We start from the raw sequence: 16,880 nt of genomic DNA on the forward strand, positions 1-16,880 counted from the left end.
ACGTATTCATTTTGGGAAAATCTCCAGCAACCGTGGCGCTATCTTTTCCAGTGGACGGATTTCTACGGCCGCATCGATGGCCGCTGCGGCCTTGGGCATGCCGTACACCGCACTGCTCTGCTGATCCTGCGCGATGGTCAGGTAACCCTGTTGGCGCATGAGCTTAAGCCCTTGCGCCCCGTCGCGTCCCATCCCTGTCAATAAAACCCCTACTGCGTCACCGTTCCAGTAATTGGCGACGCTTTCGAAAAACACGTCGATCGAGGGGCGGTAGATCTCGTTGACCGGCTCGGCGGTGTAGGCCAGCGTGCCGTTCTTGAGCAAACGAATGTGGTGGTTGGTGCCGGCCAGCAGCACTGCGCCGGCCTGCGGCGGTTCGCCTTCGCGGGCCAGACGCACATCCAGGCCGCTGGCGCTGGCCAGCCATTCAGCCATGCCAGCGGCAAACACCTGGTCGACATGCTGCACCAGCACGATGGCCGCCGAAAAGTGGCGCGGCAGGCCTTTGAGCAAGACTTCCAGCGCCGCCGGACCACCGGCCGAAGAGCCGATCGCCACCAGTCGCTGGCGCGAGGCGGTACTGCGCGGTGTCGCAGGTGCCGGACGTGAGCGGGCGGTTTTCTCGCCGATCAGCCAGCCGATGTTGAGGATCTTGCGCAGCAGCGGCGCCGCCGCTTCCTGTGCATTGCCGGCGCCGATGGCCGGGGTGTCGACCACGTCCAGCGCGCCGTGGCCCATGGCTTCGAACACCCGGTGCACGTTCTGCTGGCGGTCCACGGTGACGATGACGATCGCACACGGGCTCTCGGCCATGATCCGGCGGGTGGCCTCGACGCCATCCATCACCGGCATGATCAGGTCCATCAGGATCAGGTCCGGGGTGTTCTCCGCGCACAGCCGTACCGCTTCGGCGCCGTTGTTGGCGACCCACAGCACCTGATGCGCCGGCTCGAAGGCCAGCGCGCGGCGCAGGGCCTCCACCGCCAGAGGCATGTCGTTGACGATTGCGATCTTCATGCCCGCGCTCCTCCGATGAGCTCAACCACTGCGTCGAGCAGGGCGTCGTCATGAAAACTGGCCTTGGCCAGATAATAGTCGGCCCCGGCGTCCAGTCCACGGCGGCGATCTTCCTCGCGATCCTTGTAGGACACCACCATCACCGGCAGCGATTGCAGACGGTTGTCGCGGCGCAGCAGCGAAACCAGCTCGATGCCGTCCATGCGCGGCATGTCGATGTCGGTGATCAGCAGATCGAAATCCTCGGAGCGCAGGGCGTTCCAGCCGTCCATGCCATCCACCGCAACGGCCACGTCGTAACCGCGATTGAGCAGCAGCTTGCGTTGCAGCTCGCGCACTGTCAGCGAGTCGTCGACCACCAGAATCCGTTTGCGCGCGGCTTCTGCGGCCTGATGGCCGTGACGCGCAATGCGCTCCAGACGCCCGGTATTGAGCAGTTTGTCCACCGAACGCAGCATATCTTCGACGTCGACGATCAGCACCACCGAGCCATCGTCGAGCAAGGCCCCGGCGGAAATGTCCTGCACCTTGCCCAGCCGCTCGTCCAGCGGCAGCACCACCAGCGTGCGCTCGCCAATGAAGCGCTCGACCGCCACGCCGTAGATCGCATCGCGCTCGCGGATGACCACGACTTTCAGCGTATCGCCGCTGTTCTGACTGGCCGGACGTTGCAATAACTGACTGGCCGCGACGAGCCCGACATGTCGGCCCTCGTGCCAGAAATGCTGGCGCCCTTCGACCTGCACGATGTCCTCCGGCGCCAGGTCGCACATGCGCTCGATGTGCGCCAGCGGGAAGGCGTAGGCCTCGTCACCGACTTCCACCACCAGGCTGCGCACCACCGACAGGGTCAGCGGCACCTCCAGATGGAAACGGCTGCCCTCGCCCGCCGTCTGTTCCAGCACCACCGCGCCGCGCAGCTGGCGAACCATGTGCTGCACGGCATCGAGGCCGACGCCACGACCGGAGACCTCGGTGACCTTGTCCCGCAGGCTGAAACCCGGCAGAAACAGGAAGGTCAGCAGTTCTTCTTCACTCAACTGGGCGGCGGTTTCGGCCGGCGACAACTGGCGTTCGACGATGCTGCGCCGGACCTTTTCCAGATCCACGCCGTTGCCGTCGTCGCTCAGTTCGAGCACCAGCAGACCAGCCTGATGCGAGGCGCGCAGACGGATCAGGCCTTCCTCGGACTTGCCCTTGAGCAGGCGTTCCTGTGGGGTTTCAATGCCGTGATCGACCGCATTGCGCAGCAGGTGCGTCAGCGGCGCTTCAAGTTTTTCCAGCACATCGCGGTCGACCTGGGTCTTCTCGCCCTCGATCTCCAGCCGCACCTGTTTGCCGAGGCTGCGACCGAGGTCGCGCACCATCCGCACCTGCCCGGACAGCACATCGGCGAACGGCCGCATGCGGCAGGCCAGTGCGGTGTCGTAAAGCACTTGCGCGCGCTGGCTCGCTTGCCAGGCAAACTCGTCGAGTTCGGCGTTTTTTTCTGCCAGCAGTTGCTGGGATTCGGCGAGCAAACGCCGCGCATCCTCCAGCGCTTCCTGAGCTTCAAGGCTCAGGGCATGTTCCTTGAGGTGCACATTGAGACTCTCCAGTGCCCGCAGACCATTGCTCTGCATGCGCTTGAGGCGCTGCATCGTGGCCAGGTGCGGCTTGAGGCGCTGGGTTTCCACCAGGGATTTGCTCGACAGGTCGAGCAGGCTGTTCAGACGTTCGGCGGTGACCCGCAGCACCCGCTCGCCACCTTCGGTGGCGCGTTTGCTCTTGCGCGGCGCGGGTTCCGGCTCGGCAACCTCGACAGGAATTTCAACCGGAGTTGGTTCAACCACCGGCGGCTGAAGCTGCAACTCCGCCATCACTGGAGCACTCGGTGCGGCGGGCACCACAGCCGGTGCCGTCGGGTCGAGCAAACCGCCCATCAACGCCACGTAAGCCTCGATGTCCGCCGGTTGCGGGCCATTGGCCGGAGTGGCGATGCGCATCAGCAAGTCGGTGCCCTGCAACAACGCATCGATATGTTCCGGGCGCAGGAACAACCGGCCTTCCTGCGCACTGACCAGACAATCTTCCATCACGTGGGCGACGCTGACGCCGCTGTCGATACCGACGATCCGCGCCGCGCCTTTCAAGGAGTGCGCCGCACGCATGCACGACTCGAGCTGATCGGCCTGGGTCGGGTTGCGCTCCAACGCCAGCAGCCCGGCGCTGAGCACCTGGGTCTGGGCTTCGGCTTCGAGGCTGAACAGCTCGAGCAAGGAGGCGTCGCGCATTTGCTCGGGGGTCATGTGAGGCTCCGGGACACGGCGGACAGCAACTGTTCTTCATCCAGCCAACGCAGGCTGCGACCTTTGAAAGGCAACACGCCTCGGGTGTATTTGGCGCTGGCCTGTGCACCGGAGCGCGACGCGGCGTCGAGGATTCGCTCGTCGATGGCGTGAATCCCGTCGACCTCGTCCACCGGCACCACCACTGGCCCGCCCTGGGCCGAGATGATCAGCATGCGCGGCATGATCCGCGCGCCGGTCGCCGGGGCCGCGTTACTGTCGAGGTCGAGCAGTTCGACCAGCGACAGGCACGCCACCAACGCCCCACGCACGTTCGCCACGCCTAGCAAGGCCCGGGAGCGCTGGTGCGGCAGCGAATGAATCGCCTGCAACGGCGCGACCTCCACCAGGCTGCGGGTGGCCAGGCCGAGCCATTCTTCGCCGAGGCGGAACATCAGCAACGACCGGGTTTTCAGCTCGGTTTCGACCTGGGTCGCCACCGGATCGCGCTCGTCCTGCTGCAACGCATAGCGGTCGAGCAGGCGCGTGGCCGCGGCGGAATACACCGAGCAATTGCGGCAATGGATGTGCTCGTCCAGCAGCGGACAGGACTTGTCGCCGTGGATGCCGATGCGGTTCCAGCAATCGTCGATGGCCCGGGCGTCTTCGTGGGTGACGTTCAAGGTGTCGGACGGGATCATCGTTTACGCTCACTGTCGGCGGTGCGGTCGCTGCGGGCGGCGCGCTCCTGCAATCGTCTGGCGCCGGCCGTGTCGCCCTGGGCCTGCAGCAGCGCAGCCAGGTGCATCAAGGCTTCGGGGTGTTGCGGTTCGAGGTACAACGCTTTGCGGTAAAAGCCCTGGGCTTCGAAGGCGCTGCCGGCGACATCGCTGAGCAGGCCGAGCCAGTAAAACACCTGGGCCACCGGCTCATGGCTGCGCAAATACTGCTCGCACGCGGCCCGGGCCTCGGCGCTTTTGCCTTCGTTGGCCAGGGCGGCGATGTTGGCCAGCAAGGTCGCCGCTTCGGGGTTGGTGCTTTTAGCCGTCACCGGCAAAGGCGTCACGCCAGCAAACGGACGATTGCGCACCGGCGGCGGTGGCGTGCTGCGCAGCGGTTGGCGCACAGGCAACGGCAGCGCAATCGCGGTCGGCATCGGTAACGGTTCGGGTTGTGGATCGCTGTGACGGCTGAAGGCGAAAGACTGTGGAATCCCGATCGAACGCATGCCGAGCCGCCCAAGCAGACTGCCCTCGGCCGGGCCGATAAACAGCACGCCATCGACATGGGTCAGGCGCTTGAGCACGGCGAACACCTGCTGCTGGGTCGGCTGATCGAAATAGATCAGCAGGTTGCGGCAGAACACGAAATCGAACGGCGGCTCGTTGACCAGCAATGCCGGATCGAGCACGTTGCCGACCTGCAGGCGCACCTGCTCGCGGACGATTTCATTCACCCGATAGCCTTCGTTCTCGGCGAAAAAATGCCGCTCGCGAAAGTCCAGCTCCTGGCCGCGAAATGAGTTCTTGCCGTACAGCGCCCGCCGCGCCTTGTCCACTGACAAGGGGCTGACGTCCATGCCATCCACCTTGAATTGATGGGGCTTGAGGCCGGCATCGAGCAAGGCCATGGCAATCGAATAGGGTTCTTCGCCAGTGGAACACGGCAGGCTGAGGATGCGCAGCGCGCGCATGTTATTCAATTCGCCCAGGCGTTTGCGCGCCAGTTTGCCCAGCGTGGCGAAGGATTCCGGGTAACGGAAAAACCAGGTCTCGGGGACGATCACCGCTTCGATCAGCGCCTGCTGTTCATCCCGCGAGCCTTGCAGGGTCTGCCAGTACTCATCGGCATTCACCGTTTGCGACAGGGTGATGCGCTGGCGCACGGCCCGTTCGATGATCGCCGGCCCGACCGAAGCGACGTCGAGGCCGATGCGTTCCTTGAGGAAATCGAAGAAGCGCTGGTCGCTGCTCATGGCTGCTCCTCAAGCCGCGCCGGATCCAGCGGCGGTGTCGGGAACAGCAACGTGCGCACCGACTCGTCGAGCAAGTCGTTGACCCGCACCCACTGCACCAACCCCTGCGCATCCTCACGCACCGGGCCCAGGTACGGCGCCTGACGATTGTCGAGGCCGTACGGCTGGAAATCAGCCGGGTTGCAGCGCAGGGTATCGGTGGCCTGTTCGAGGATCAGGCCCAGCCATTGCGAGGGTTGCGAGTCATCCACGCGATAATGCACCAGCACCAGTCGCGTGCTGGTACGCGCTTGCGCAGGATGGCCGAAGGTCAGGGCACTGAGGTCGATCACCGGCACCACTGTGCCACGGTAGGCGAACACCCCCGCCACCCAGTGCGGCGCCCGGGCAATCGGTTTCAACGGCAGGCGCGGCAGCACTTCGGCCACTTCCGTGGCGCGCAAGGCGTAGCGTTCGCTGCCGATGCGAAACAGCAGGAACAACGCCTGCTTCGCCACCGGTGCAGCGCTGCGTTTGGCGGTGATTTCGCTCATCAGACTTTGAATCGCGAAACGCCGCTGCGCAGGCCCACGGCCACCTGGCTCAGTTCGTCGATGGCGAAACTGGCCTGACGCAACGACTCGACCGTCTGGCTGCTGGCATCACCCAGTTGCACCAGCGCGTGGTTGATCTGCTCGGCGCCGGTGGCCTGGGCCTGCATGCCTTCGTTGACCATCAACACCCGCGGCGCCAGCGCCTGCACCTGATGGATGATCTGCGACAGCTGCTCGCCGACTTGCTGCACCTCAGCCATGCCGCGCCGCACTTCCTCGGAGAACTTGTCCATGCCCATCACCCCGGCGGACACCGCCGACTGGATCTCGCGGACCATCTGTTCGATGTCGTAAGTCGCGACAGCGGTCTGATCCGCCAGACGCCGCACTTCAGTGGCGACCACGGCGAAACCGCGACCGTATTCGCCGGCCTTCTCCGCTTCGATCGCGGCGTTCAGGGACAGCAGGTTGGTCTGGTCGGCGACCTTGACGATGGTCACGACCACCTGATTGATGTTGCCGGCCTTCTCGTTGAGGATCGCCAGTTTGGCGTTCACCAGATCCGCTGCGCCCATCACCGAGTGCATGGTGTCTTCCATCCGCGCCAAACCTTGCTGCCCGGAACCGGCCAGCACCGAGGCCTGATCGGCGGCGGTGGAGACTTCGGTCATGGTGCGCACCAGGTCGCGGGAGGTCGCGGCGATTTCTCGGGATGTCGCGCCGATTTCAGTCGTGGTCGCAGCGGTTTCTGTGGCGGTGGCCTGCTGTTGTTTGGAGGTGGCGGCGATCTCGGTCACCGAGGTGGTGACCTGTACCGACGAGCGCTGGGCCTGGGACACCAGCGAGGTGAGCTCGGTCATCATGTCGTTGAAGCCGGTTTCCACGGCACCGAACTCGTCCTTGCGGTCGAGGTTCAAGCGGCTGCTCAGATCGCCGGTGCGCATGATGTCGAGGATCTGCACGATGCGGTTCATCGGCGCCATGATCGCGCGCATCAGCAGCAGACCGCAGAAACCGGCCGCCAGCACGGCCACCAGCAGCGAGACAAACATGCTGACCTTGGCCGCCGCCACGGCCTCATCAATGTTGGCCATGGCCTTGTCGGCGACTTTCTTGTTCTCGCCAATGATGTCGTTGAGCTTCATCCGGCCCGAGTACCAGGTCGGAGTCAATTGCTCGTGGAACAGCTTGACCGCATCGGCTTCCAGATTGCGCTTGTGCAGATCGAGCACCGCATCCTGAATTTTCAGGTAGGCGTCGTGATATTTCTCGAACGCCGCGAACTCGAGCTTGTCCTCGTCCGTGACTACCGTGCCACGGTAATTGGCCATCTGTTCCTGAAGCCGGGATTCGAAAGCCTTGTAATCGGCCGCATCTTCACTGCTGATGCCCTGCCCTTCCTTGAGCCCCAGCAGTTCCTGGGTCTGCAGGTAGCTGTCGACCCACGCGCCACGAATCATCGAGCTGTAATAGACGCCGGGAATCGCGTCGTCACGGACGCTGTTTTCACTGGCTTCGATCTTCAGCAGCCGCGAATACGAGACGACCACCATCAGCAGCATGATGGCGATAATCACCGCAAAGCTCGCCAAAATGCGTTGGCGCAACGTCCAGTTCTTCACAGTCAGTCCTCGGGGCGGGTCGAAATGCGGGGGAGTATAGCTGAGGGCGGTGTTTCATTTATAAGACGGTTTGCCGCGCTCAGGCCTTCCGGTCATAAAACACGACGGGCTCTGGACTGGGACTTTCAAGGAATCGGAGGGTGGCGTGCCAGTGACGCAATGGCAAAAAGGGGAGATGGATTGGTCATTTCAGCTGCTGCAACGAAAGAACCCGCCATCCTGTGCGGGATTGCGGGTTCTGATATCGCTGACAACAGTTTTACTGGGTAGCTACACGAACCTGCTTCTCAAGCTCCACCTTCAACCCCGGCTCCAGCTTCAACTGCCGCGCCAGTTCATCCAGATAGCTCTTCTCCATGAAGTTCTCCTCATCCACCATCATCACGCTCGCCACGTACATCTCGGCGGCCATCTCCGGCGTGCTCGCCGCGCGGGCCACGTCGGTGGGGTCGAGGGGTTTGTTGAGTTCGGCGTGGAGCCAGTGTTTGAGTTCCTGATCGTTGTCGAGCTTGGTGAATTCGCCTTCGATCAGTTGGCGTTCGCGGTCGTCGATGTGGCCGTCGGCCTTGGCGGCGGCGACCAAGGCTTTGAGGATGGCCTGGCTGTGTTGTTCGACTTGCGCCGGTGGCAGGCGATCGAGGGTTTGCGGTTCGCTTTGTGGGGCAGTGCCCTTCTGGGCGTTCCAGTTGCCGTAGGCTTTGTAGGCAATCACGCCCAGTGCGGCGAGGCCGCCGTAGAGGGCGACTTTACCGCCGACCTTGCGGGCCTTTTTACTGCCCAGCAGCAAACCCATGGCGCCGGCCGCCAGGGCACCGCCGCCTGCGCCTGACAGCAAGCCGCCGAGTGCGCCGTTACTGGAAGATCCGCCCAGCAAGCCGCCCAAACCACCGGCAGCCGGTTTGTTCTGCGCCCCGCCCGCCTTGTTCTGCAACAGATCCTGGCCGGACTTGAGGAGTTGATCGAGCAATCCACGGGTGTTCATGTTCCGTCTCCAAACTGGGGTTATCCGGATCAATAAGGCCCTCAGCCTAGTTCGAAAGTGCCCGTGACTTGGGTGCGAGTGTGCTTCCAGATGTTGCTTGGCCCACCGCAGCCCTTCGCGAAAATAGATATACACTCGAGGCAATCTATAAAAACCGCCCACCGGGTAAACCTTCCATGATGACCTTGCGTCAGATCCGCCATTTCATCGCCGTGGCCGAGACCGGCTCGATCTCTGCCGCTGCGCAAACCGCGTTCATTTCCCAATCGACCCTGACCCTGGCCATCCAGCAACTGGAGGAAGAAATCGGCGTCAGCCTGTTCAATCGCCACGCCAAGGGCATGACCCTTACCCATCAGGGGCATCAATTCCTGCGCCAGGCACACCTGATTCTGGCCACCGTGGACAACGCCAAACGCAGCCTGCAACAAAGCACCGATCAGGTCGCCGGGCAGTTGATCGTCGGGGTGACCAGTCTGGTGGCCGGTTATTACCTGGCGGATTTGCTCACCCGTTTCCAGCGCGCCTACCCCAATGTCGAGATCCGGGTGATGGAGGACGAGCGACCGTACATCGAGCATTTGCTGGTCAGTGGCGAGATCGATGTCGGTGTGCTGATCCTCTCCAACCTCGAAGACCGCCACGCCTTGCAGACCGAAGTGCTGACCCACTCGCCGCACCGTTTGTGGCTGCCGGCCCAGCATCCGCTGCTGGAACACGACAGCATCAACCTCGCCGACGTCGCCCGGGAGCCGTTGATTCAGCTGAACGTCGACGAGATGGATCGCAACGCCCAACGTCTGTGGCGTGGCGCCGGACTGCAACCAAAAATCACCCTCAGAACCGCGTCCACCGAGGCAGTGCGAAGCCTGGTTGCGGCGGGCCTCGGCGTTTCGATCCAGCCGGACATGACGTATCGCCCATGGTCGCTCGAAGGCGACATCATCGAAGCGCGGCCGATTGCCGATCTCAACCAGACCCTTGACGTCGGTCTGGCCTGGCGTCGTGGCACCGCCCGCCCCGCGCTGGTCGATCCTTTCCTGACCGTGGCCCGCGAGCAGCCCCACGGCGGACGCAAGCCATCTATTTAATCGAATGCCACCTTCAGTATTTAGAATTTGTCGACCCCGGAGCCGCGCACTAGTCTTGCTGCATCGATAAGACGGTCGGCTCCCGGAACAGGGAGCAACATGGCCACACAAGAAAAGAGAGCCCGGAAAATGGCTGGCGCGCAGACCCCCATGCACACCGCGTTGCTGATCGACGGCGAACTGGTCGCTGGCCAGGGTTTTGTCGAACCGATCCTCAACCCGGCCACCGGCGAAGTCCTGACCCAGATCGCCGAAGCCAGTACCGAACAAGTCGAAGCCGCCATCCTCGCCGCCCACCGTGCCTTTGCCGAGTGGTCGCGGACCACTCCGCAACAACGCTCGAACCTGCTGCTGGAAATCGCCAACGCCGTCGAAAAGCACGCCGATCACCTCGCCCGCCTCGAAGCCTTGAACTGCGGCAAGCCTTTGCATCTGGCGCGGCAAGACGACTTGACCGCCACCGTCGATGTATTCCGCTTCTTCGCCGGCGCCGTGCGCTGCCAGACCGGGCAGCTCAGCGGCGAATACGTGCCGGGCTACACCAGCATGGTGCGCCGCGATCCGATCGGTGTTGTCGCCTCGATTGCACCGTGGAACTACCCGATCATGATGGCCGCGTGGAAGATCGCCCCGGCTCTCGCCGCCGGCAATACGCTGGTGTTCAAGCCGTCCGAGCACACGCCGCTGTCGATTCTGGCGCTGGCGCCAGCGCTGGCCGAAATCCTGCCGCGTGGGGTGATCAACATCGTCTGCGGTGGCGGCGAAGGGGTTGGCAGTCATCTGGTCGGCCACCCGAAAGTACGCATGGTGTCGCTGACCGGCGATATCGTCACCGGCCAGAAAATCCTCCAGGCCGCCGCCAAAACCCTGAAACGCACCCACCTCGAACTCGGTGGCAAGGCGCCGGTGATCGTTTGTAACGACGCGGATCTGAAAGCGGTGGTCGAAGGCGTGCGCACTTATGGCTATTACAACGCCGGGCAGGACTGCACGGCGGCTTGCCGGATCTACGCCCAGGCCGGGATTCACGACAAGTTGGTGGCCGAACTCGGCGCGGCGGTCAGCAGCCTGCGCTTCGCTGGCAAACGCGATGCCGACAACGAAATCGGCCCGCTGATCAGCACTCGTCAGCGCGACCGCGTGGCCAGTTTCGTCGAGCGCGCCCTCGGTCAGCCACACATCGAGCGGGTAACCGGCGCGGCAGTGCATTCCGGCGCCGGGTTCTTCTATCAGCCAACCCTGCTGGCCGGTTGCAAACAGAGCGATGAAATCGTCCAGCGCGAAGTGTTCGGCCCGGTGGTGACCGTGACCCGCTTCGACGAACTGGCGCAAGCGGTGGACTGGGCCAACGACTCGGAATACGGCCTCGCCTCATCGGTCTGGACCCAGAACCTGGACAAGGCGATGCAGGTCGCCGCGCGGCTGCAATACGGCTGCACCTGGATCAACAGCCATTTCATGCTGGTCAGCGAAATGCCCCACGGCGGGTTGAAACGCTCCGGTTACGGCAAAGACTTATCCAGCGATTCGCTACAGGACTACAGCGTGGTGCGGCACGTAATGGCCCGGCACAGCCGGGAGCTTTAAGCGGCGAGCTACAAGCCGCAAGCCCAAAGCAGATCGCTGTTTCTTGCAGCTTGAAGCTCGTCGCTTGCGACTACTCTTAACAAAAACCTAAAAAACAAAGAGGTGTGTCTCATGTTCGTGCACAAGACCGCACTGCTCAGTGCAATCACCACGGCCCTGCTGGCCAGCGCCAGCCTGCAGGCCGCCGAGCCGCTGAAAGCCGTCGGCGCCGGCGAAGGCCAGCTGGATATCGTCGCCTGGCCCGGCTACATCGAACGCGGTGAAAGCGACAAGGCCTACGACTGGGTGACCGGTTTCGAGAAGGAAACCGGCTGCAAGGTCAATGTGAAAACCGCCGCCACCTCTGACGAAATGGTCAGCCTGATGGCCAAGGGCGGTTACGACCTGGTGACCGCGTCGGGCGATGCCTCGTTGCGGTTGATCGTCGGCAAGCGTGTGCAGCCGATCAACACCGCGTTGATCCCGAACTGGAAGTCCCTCGACCCACGCCTGAAAGACGCGCCGTGGTACGTGGTCAACAGCCAGACCTACGGCACCCCGTACCAGTGGGGCCCGAACGTGCTGATGTACAACACCAACGTCTTCAAGACCGCGCCGACCAGCTGGAACGTGGTGTTCGACGCGCAGAACCTGCCCGATGGCAAGCCGAACAAGGGCCGCGTGCAGGCTTACGACGGCCCGATCTACATCGCCGATGCGGCGCTTTACCTGAAATCCACCAAGCCTGAGCTGGGGATCAAGGATCCGTACCAGCTCACCGAAGATCAGTACAAGGCTGTGCTGGAACTGTTGCGCGCCCAGCAGAAGCTGATCCACCGCTACTGGCACGACACCACCGTGCAGATGAGCGACTTCAAGAACGAAGGCGTGGTCGCGTCCAGCGCCTGGCCGTACCAGGTCAACGGGCTGATCAACGAGAAACAGCCGATCGCTTCGACCGTGCCGAAAGAAGGCGCCACCGGTTGGGCCGACACCACCATGCTGCACGCCGAGGCCAAGCACCCGAACTGCGCGTACAAGTGGATGGACTGGTCGCTGCAGCCGAAAGTCCAGGGTGATGTGGCGGCATGGTTCGGTTCGTTGCCGGCGGTTCCGGCGGCGTGTCAGGGCAGTGAGTTGCTCGGGGCTGAAGGCTGCAAGACCAACGGGTTCGATCAGTTCGACAAGATCGCTTTCTGGAAAACACCGCAGGCTGAGGGTGGGAAGTTTGTGCCGTATAGCCGGTGGACGCAGGACTACATTTCGATTATGGGCGGTAGGTAATACCCACACACCGATCGTTCCCACGTCGAGGCGTCGAACCGTCCGCGTGGGAATGCATCACCGGACGCTCCGCGTCCATTCGCAAGAGCTGACGCAGAGCGTCACGGGCTGCATTCCCACGCAGAGCGTGGGAACGATCAACTCGAACACTGTTTTTCAGAAGTCCAGGCAGGGCCGCTGCGACGGCCCTCGCCTTTTCGGAGCACCGCACCATGACGCTTGCAGTCCAGTTCACCAACGTTTCCCGGCAGTTCGGCGAAGTGAAAGCCGTTGACCGGGTTTCCATCGATATCCAGGACGGCGAGTTCTTTTCCATGCTCGGCCCCTCCGGTTCGGGCAAGACCACGTGCCTGCGCCTGATCGCCGGGTTCGAGCAACCGAGCGCGGGCTCGATCCGCATTCACGGCGCCGAAGCCGCCGGTCTGCCGCCCTATCAACGCGACGTCAACACGGTGTTTCAGGATTACGCGCTGTTCCCGCACATGAACGTGTTGGACAACGTCGCCTACGGTTTGAAAGTCAAAGGCGTAAACAAAACCGAGCGCCACAAACGCGCCGAAGAAGCCTTGGACATGGTCGCCCTCGGCGGCTACGGTGCCCGTAAACCGGTGCAGTTGTCCGGTGGTCAGCGCCAGCGTGTTGCCCTCGCCCGCGCGCTGGTCAATCGCCCGCGAGTGCTGTTGCTCGACGAACCGTTGGGCGCTCTCGACCTGAAGCTGCGCGAACAGATGCAGAGCGAACTGAAGAAGCTGCAACGCCAACTCGGCATCACTTTCATCTTCGTCACTCACGATCAGACCGAAGCGCTGTCGATGTCCGACCGCGTGGCCGTGTTCAACAAGGGCCGCATCGAGCAGGTCGACACGCCGCGCAATCTGTACATGAAACCCACCACGACTTTCGTCGCCGAATTCGTCGGCACCTCGAACGTGATTCGTGGCGATCTGGCGCGCCAGCTCAGTGGTCATCCGCAGCCGTTTTCGATCCGTCCGGAACACGTGCGATTCGCCGAAGGCCCATTGGCCAGCCACGAGATTGAAGTCAGCGGTCTGCTCCACGACATCCAGTATCAGGGCAGCGCCACGCGCTATGAACTGACCCTGGAAAACGGTCAGACCCTGAGCATCAGCCAGGCCAACAATCAGTGGATCGACAGCAGCGCGCAGCACCAGACCGGTCAGCGCATCAGCGCACGCTGGGCGCGGGAAGCGATGATTCCGTTGCACGACACCGTTGCGAGCGGGGTGTGACATGACCGCCCTCGCCCTCCCTCAATCGGCGCCGTTGCGCAGGTTTTCCAACCTGCTCTATCGCAAGCCGAACCTGTACCTGTCGATGCTGCTGGTGCCGCCGCTTTTGTGGTTTGGCGCGATCTATCTGGGCTCGCTGCTGATGTTGTTGTGGCAAGGTTTCTACACCTTCGACGACTTCACCATGGCAGTCACTCCGGACCTGACCCTGGCCAACTTCGCCGCGCTGTTTCAGCCATCGAATTTCGACATCATCCTGCGCACCCTGAGCATGGCGGTCGTGGTGTCGATCGCCAGCGCCATCGTCGCGTTCCCGATTGCCTACTACATGGCGCGCTACACCACCGGCAAGACCAAGGCATTTTTCTACATCGCCGTAATGATGCCGATGTGGGCCAGTTACATCGTCAAGGCTTACGCCTGGACGCTGCTGCTGGCCAAGGGCGGCGTGGCGCAGTGGTTCGTTCAGCACTTGGGGCTGGAGCCGGTGCTGCAGTTCATTCTGGGGATTCCCGGTGTTGGTGGCAGCACCCTGTCGACCTCGCATCTGGGCCGGTTCATGGTGTTCGTCTACATCTGGCTGCCGTTCATGATCCTGCCGATCCAGGCCTCGCTGGAACGCCTGCCGCCGTCGTTGCTGCAAGCCTCCGCCGACCTCGGGGCCAAGCCGCGCCAGACCTTCATGCAGGTGATTCTGCCGCTGTCGGTGCCGGGCATCGCGGCCGGTTCGATCTTCACCTTTTCGCTGACCTTGGGCGACTTCATCGTGCCGCAACTGGTGGGCCCGCCGGGCTACTTCGTCGGCAGCATGGTCTACGCGCAACAGGGTGCAATCGGCAACATGCCGATGGCTGCGGCGTTCACGCTGGTGCCGATCGTGCTGATCGCCATTTACCTGTCCATCGTCAAACGTCTGGGGGCCTTCGATGCACTCTGAAAAGGCTTCAATAGGCTTGCGCATTGCAGCCTGGGGCGGGCTGGTGTTTCTGCACTTCCCGATCCTGATCATCTTCCTCTACGCCTTCAACACCGAAGACGCGGCGTTCAGCTTTCCACCGAAAGGCTTCACGCTGCACTGGTTCAGTGTGGCGTTTTCCCGGCCGGATGTGCTGGAAGCGATCAAGCTGTCGTTGCAGATCGCGGCCATCGCCACGCTGATCGCGATGGTGCTCGGCACCCTCGCTTCCGCTGCGTTGTACCGCCGGGACTTCTTCGGCAAACAGGGTATTTCGCTGATGCTGATCCTGCCGATTGCACTGCCAGGGATCATCACCGGGATTGCGCTGCTGGCGACCTTCAAGACGCTGGGGATCGAGCCGGGGATGTTCACCATCGTCGTCGGCCACGCGACCTTCTGCGTGGTGATCGTCTACAACAACGTCATCGCCCGTTTGCGCCGTACCTCGCACAGCCTGATCGAGGCGTCGATGGACCTCGGCGCCGACGGCTGGCAGACCTTCCGCTACATCATCCTGCCGAATCTCGGCTCGGCGTTGCTCGCCGGCGGCATGCTCGCGTTCGCGCTGTCGTTCGACGAAATCATCGTCACCACCTTCACCGCCGGCCATGAACGCACCTTGCCACTGTGGTTGCTCAACCAGTTGAGCCGCCCACGGGACGTGCCGGTGACCAACGTCGTGGCGATGCTGGTGATGCTGGTGACCATGCTGCCGATCCTCGGCGCCTACTACCTGACCCGGGGTGGCGAGAGCGTGGCCGGCAGCGGCGGCAAATGATTTCCCTGACTTTTCCCACCCTGAATTTGCAGTAGAAAGAGGACAACAACATGCAAACCAAACTCTTGATCAACGGCCAACTGGTCAACGGCGAAGGCCCGGCGCAACCGGTGCTCAACCCGGCACGCGGTGAAGTGCTGGTGGAAATCAACGAGGCCACCGAAGCCCAGGTCGATGCCGCCGTGCGCGCCGCCGACAGTGCTTTCGCCGAATGGTCGCAGACCACGCCGAAAGACCGTTCGCTGTTGCTGCTCAAACTCGCCGACGCCATCGAAGCCCACGGCGAAGAGCTGGCGAAACTGGAATCGGACAACTGCGGCAAACCCTACAGCGCCGCGCTGAACGACGAGATCCCGGCGATTGCCGACGTGTTCCGTTTCTTCGCCGGCGCCAGTCGCTGCATGAGTGGTTCGGCCGGCGGCGAATACCTGCCCGGCCACACCTCGATGATCCGCCGCGACCCGGTGGGCGTGATCGCCTCCATCGCGCCGTGGAACTACCCGCTGATGATGGTTGCCTGGAAAATCGCCCCGGCCCTCGCCGCCGGTAATACCGTGGTGCTCAAGCCGTCGGAACAAACCCCGCTGACCGCGCTGCGTCTGGCCGAACTGGCGTCGGAAATTTTCCCGGCGGGTGTACTCAATCTGGTATTCGGTCGCGGGCCGAGCGTGGGCAGCCCGCTGGTGACCCATCCGAAAGTGCGCATGGTGTCGCTGACCGGCTCCATCGCCACCGGTTCGAACATCATTTCCAGCACCGCCGACAGCGTCAAACGCATGCACATGGAACTGGGTGGCAAGGCTCCGGTGATCATCTTCGACGACGCCGACATCGACGCGGCGGTCGAAGGTATTCGCACCTTCGGCTTCTACAACGCCGGCCAGGACTGCACCGCGGCGTGCCGGATCTACGCCCAGCAAGGCATCTACGACAAATTCGTCGAGAAGCTCGGTGCAGCGGTCAGCAGCATCAAGTACGGCTTGCAGGATGATCCGTCGACCGAGCTCGGGCCGTTGATCACCGCCCAGCATCGCGACCGCGTGGCCGGGTTTGTCGAACGCGCCGTGGCGCAACCGCACATTCGCTTGATCACTGGCGGCAAGGCTGTCGAAGGCAGTGGTTTCTTCTTCGAGCCGACGGTGCTGGCCGACGCCCAGCAGGACGACGAAATCGTCCGCCGCGAAGTGTTCGGGCCGGTGGTGTCGGTGACCAAATTCACCGATGAAGCGCAGGCGCTGGAGTGGGCCAACGATTCGGACTACGGCCTGGCGTCCTCGGTGTGGACAGCGGATGTCGGACGTGCGCATCGACTGTCTGCGCGGTTGCAGTACGGCTGCACCTGGGTGAATACACACTTCATGCTCGTCAGCGAAATGCCTCACGGCGGTCAGAAACTGTCCGGCTACGGCAAGGACATGTCCATGTACGGGCTGGAGGACTACACCACGGTTCGGCATGTGATGTTCAAGCACTAAAGGCATCGCCAGCAGGCTGGCTTCCACAGGTTCAATACAGTCCTTGTGGAAGCCCGCCTGCTGGCGATGGCGTCACCTCGGT

The 16,880-nt window shown here is 62.9% G+C and carries 14 protein-coding genes; 7 read left to right on the top strand and 7 right to left on the bottom strand.

What is annotated here, in order from left to right; all coding sequences use genetic code 11:
• Window positions 1-6 precede the first annotated feature (6 nt).
• The 7 genes from BMZ46_RS06430 to BMZ46_RS06460 form a co-directional block, all read right to left on the bottom strand.
• A complete protein-coding gene (locus tag BMZ46_RS06430) occupies window positions 7-1,017 on the bottom strand; it encodes a chemotaxis response regulator protein-glutamate methylesterase (protein WP_074691255.1) in 1,011 nt (336 codons plus the stop codon).
• Entirely contained in the window at window positions 1,014-3,305 is a 2,292-nt protein-coding gene (locus tag BMZ46_RS06435; RefSeq protein ID WP_074691253.1) for a hybrid sensor histidine kinase/response regulator, read from the bottom strand. Before BMZ46_RS06435 ends, BMZ46_RS06430 begins: the two co-directional genes overlap by 4 nt.
• Entirely contained in the window at window positions 3,302-3,985 is a 684-nt protein-coding gene (locus BMZ46_RS06440; protein WP_007954679.1) for a chemotaxis protein CheW, read from the bottom strand. Before BMZ46_RS06440 ends, BMZ46_RS06435 begins: the two co-directional genes overlap by 4 nt.
• Entirely contained in the window at window positions 3,982-5,259 is a 1,278-nt protein-coding gene (locus BMZ46_RS06445) for a CheR family methyltransferase (protein ID WP_074691251.1), read from the bottom strand. The genes BMZ46_RS06440 and BMZ46_RS06445 overlap by 4 nt, the downstream gene beginning before the upstream one ends.
• Window positions 5,256-5,792: a chemotaxis protein CheW gene (locus tag BMZ46_RS06450; RefSeq protein ID WP_074691249.1), complete on the bottom strand. Its 537-nt coding sequence runs from the start codon at window positions 5,790-5,792 to the stop codon at window positions 5,256-5,258. Before BMZ46_RS06450 ends, BMZ46_RS06445 begins: the two co-directional genes overlap by 4 nt.
• Entirely contained in the window at window positions 5,792-7,414 is a 1,623-nt protein-coding gene (locus BMZ46_RS06455; protein ID WP_074691247.1) for a methyl-accepting chemotaxis protein, read from the bottom strand. Before BMZ46_RS06455 ends, BMZ46_RS06450 begins: the two co-directional genes overlap by 1 nt.
• A gap of 259 nt (window positions 7,415-7,673) precedes the next feature.
• Entirely contained in the window at window positions 7,674-8,396 is a 723-nt protein-coding gene (locus tag BMZ46_RS06460; protein WP_074691245.1) for a tellurite resistance TerB family protein, read from the bottom strand.
• A gap of 176 nt (window positions 8,397-8,572) precedes the next feature.
• Between BMZ46_RS06460 and BMZ46_RS06465 the strand changes: the two genes are divergently transcribed.
• The 7 genes from BMZ46_RS06465 (at window position 8,573) to BMZ46_RS06495 (ending at window position 16,798) form a co-directional block, all read left to right on the top strand.
• Window positions 8,573-9,487, top strand: coding sequence for a LysR family transcriptional regulator (locus BMZ46_RS06465; protein ID WP_007954670.1), 915 nt, complete (start codon window positions 8,573-8,575; stop codon window positions 9,485-9,487).
• A 99-nt stretch (window positions 9,488-9,586) separates the two neighbouring features.
• Window positions 9,587-11,074, top strand: a complete 1,488-nt coding sequence (locus tag BMZ46_RS06470; protein ID WP_074691243.1) for a gamma-aminobutyraldehyde dehydrogenase — start codon at window positions 9,587-9,589, stop codon at window positions 11,072-11,074.
• A gap of 111 nt (window positions 11,075-11,185) precedes the next feature.
• Window positions 11,186-12,337 (top strand): putative ABC transporter substrate-binding protein YdcS, encoded by a 1,152-nt coding sequence (gene ydcS / locus BMZ46_RS06475; protein WP_074691241.1) that lies wholly within the window; start codon window positions 11,186-11,188, stop codon window positions 12,335-12,337.
• Between the two features lie 212 nt (window positions 12,338-12,549).
• On the top strand, window positions 12,550-13,587 hold the full coding sequence (locus BMZ46_RS06480; RefSeq protein WP_074691239.1) for an ABC transporter ATP-binding protein: 1,038 nt from the start codon (window positions 12,550-12,552) through the stop codon (window positions 13,585-13,587).
• 1 nt (window position 13,588) lies between these two features.
• Window positions 13,589-14,524, top strand: coding sequence for an ABC transporter permease (locus tag BMZ46_RS06485; protein WP_039769593.1), 936 nt, complete (start codon window positions 13,589-13,591; stop codon window positions 14,522-14,524).
• The gene (locus BMZ46_RS06490) at window positions 14,514-15,323 is read left to right on the top strand and encodes an ABC transporter permease (RefSeq protein ID WP_074691237.1); all 810 of its coding nucleotides are present in this window, start codon (window positions 14,514-14,516) and stop codon (window positions 15,321-15,323) included. The genes BMZ46_RS06485 and BMZ46_RS06490 overlap by 11 nt, the downstream gene beginning before the upstream one ends.
• A gap of 50 nt (window positions 15,324-15,373) precedes the next feature.
• The gene (locus BMZ46_RS06495) at window positions 15,374-16,798 is read left to right on the top strand and encodes a gamma-aminobutyraldehyde dehydrogenase (RefSeq protein ID WP_074691235.1); all 1,425 of its coding nucleotides are present in this window, start codon (window positions 15,374-15,376) and stop codon (window positions 16,796-16,798) included.
• The last annotated feature ends 82 nt before the right edge of the window (window positions 16,799-16,880 follow it).

Source organism: Pseudomonas sp. NFIX49, assembly GCF_900115915.1.
Classification (GTDB): Bacteria; Pseudomonadota; Gammaproteobacteria; order Pseudomonadales; family Pseudomonadaceae; genus Aquipseudomonas; species Aquipseudomonas pharyngis.

Bases quoted from the DNA above. Each gene is read 5' to 3' on its own strand.
- BMZ46_RS06435 (WP_074691253.1), bottom strand. From the start codon at position 3,305: ATGACCCCCGAGCAAATGCGCGACGCCTCCTTGCTCGAGCTGTTCAGC.
- BMZ46_RS06490 (WP_074691237.1), top strand. From the start codon at position 14,514: ATGCACTCTGAAAAGGCTTCAATAGGCTTGCGCATTGCAGCCTGGGGC.
- BMZ46_RS06480 (WP_074691239.1), top strand. From the start codon at position 12,550: ATGACGCTTGCAGTCCAGTTCACCAACGTTTCCCGGCAGTTCGGCGAA.
- BMZ46_RS06430 (WP_074691255.1), bottom strand. From the start codon at position 1,017: ATGAAGATCGCAATCGTCAACGACATGCCTCTGGCGGTGGAGGCCCTG.
- BMZ46_RS06445 (WP_074691251.1), bottom strand. From the start codon at position 5,259: ATGAGCAGCGACCAGCGCTTCTTCGATTTCCTCAAGGAACGCATCGGC.
- BMZ46_RS06485 (WP_039769593.1), top strand. From the start codon at position 13,589: ATGACCGCCCTCGCCCTCCCTCAATCGGCGCCGTTGCGCAGGTTTTCC.
- BMZ46_RS06460 (WP_074691245.1), bottom strand. From the start codon at position 8,396: ATGAACACCCGTGGATTGCTCGATCAACTCCTCAAGTCCGGCCAGGAT.
- BMZ46_RS06440 (WP_007954679.1), bottom strand. From the start codon at position 3,985: ATGATCCCGTCCGACACCTTGAACGTCACCCACGAAGACGCCCGGGCC.
- BMZ46_RS06465 (WP_007954670.1), top strand. From the start codon at position 8,573: ATGATGACCTTGCGTCAGATCCGCCATTTCATCGCCGTGGCCGAGACC.
- BMZ46_RS06450 (WP_074691249.1), bottom strand. From the start codon at position 5,792: ATGAGCGAAATCACCGCCAAACGCAGCGCTGCACCGGTGGCGAAGCAG.
- BMZ46_RS06495 (WP_074691235.1), top strand. From the start codon at position 15,374: ATGCAAACCAAACTCTTGATCAACGGCCAACTGGTCAACGGCGAAGGC.
- ydcS (WP_074691241.1), top strand. From the start codon at position 11,186: ATGTTCGTGCACAAGACCGCACTGCTCAGTGCAATCACCACGGCCCTG.
- BMZ46_RS06470 (WP_074691243.1), top strand. From the start codon at position 9,587: ATGGCCACACAAGAAAAGAGAGCCCGGAAAATGGCTGGCGCGCAGACC.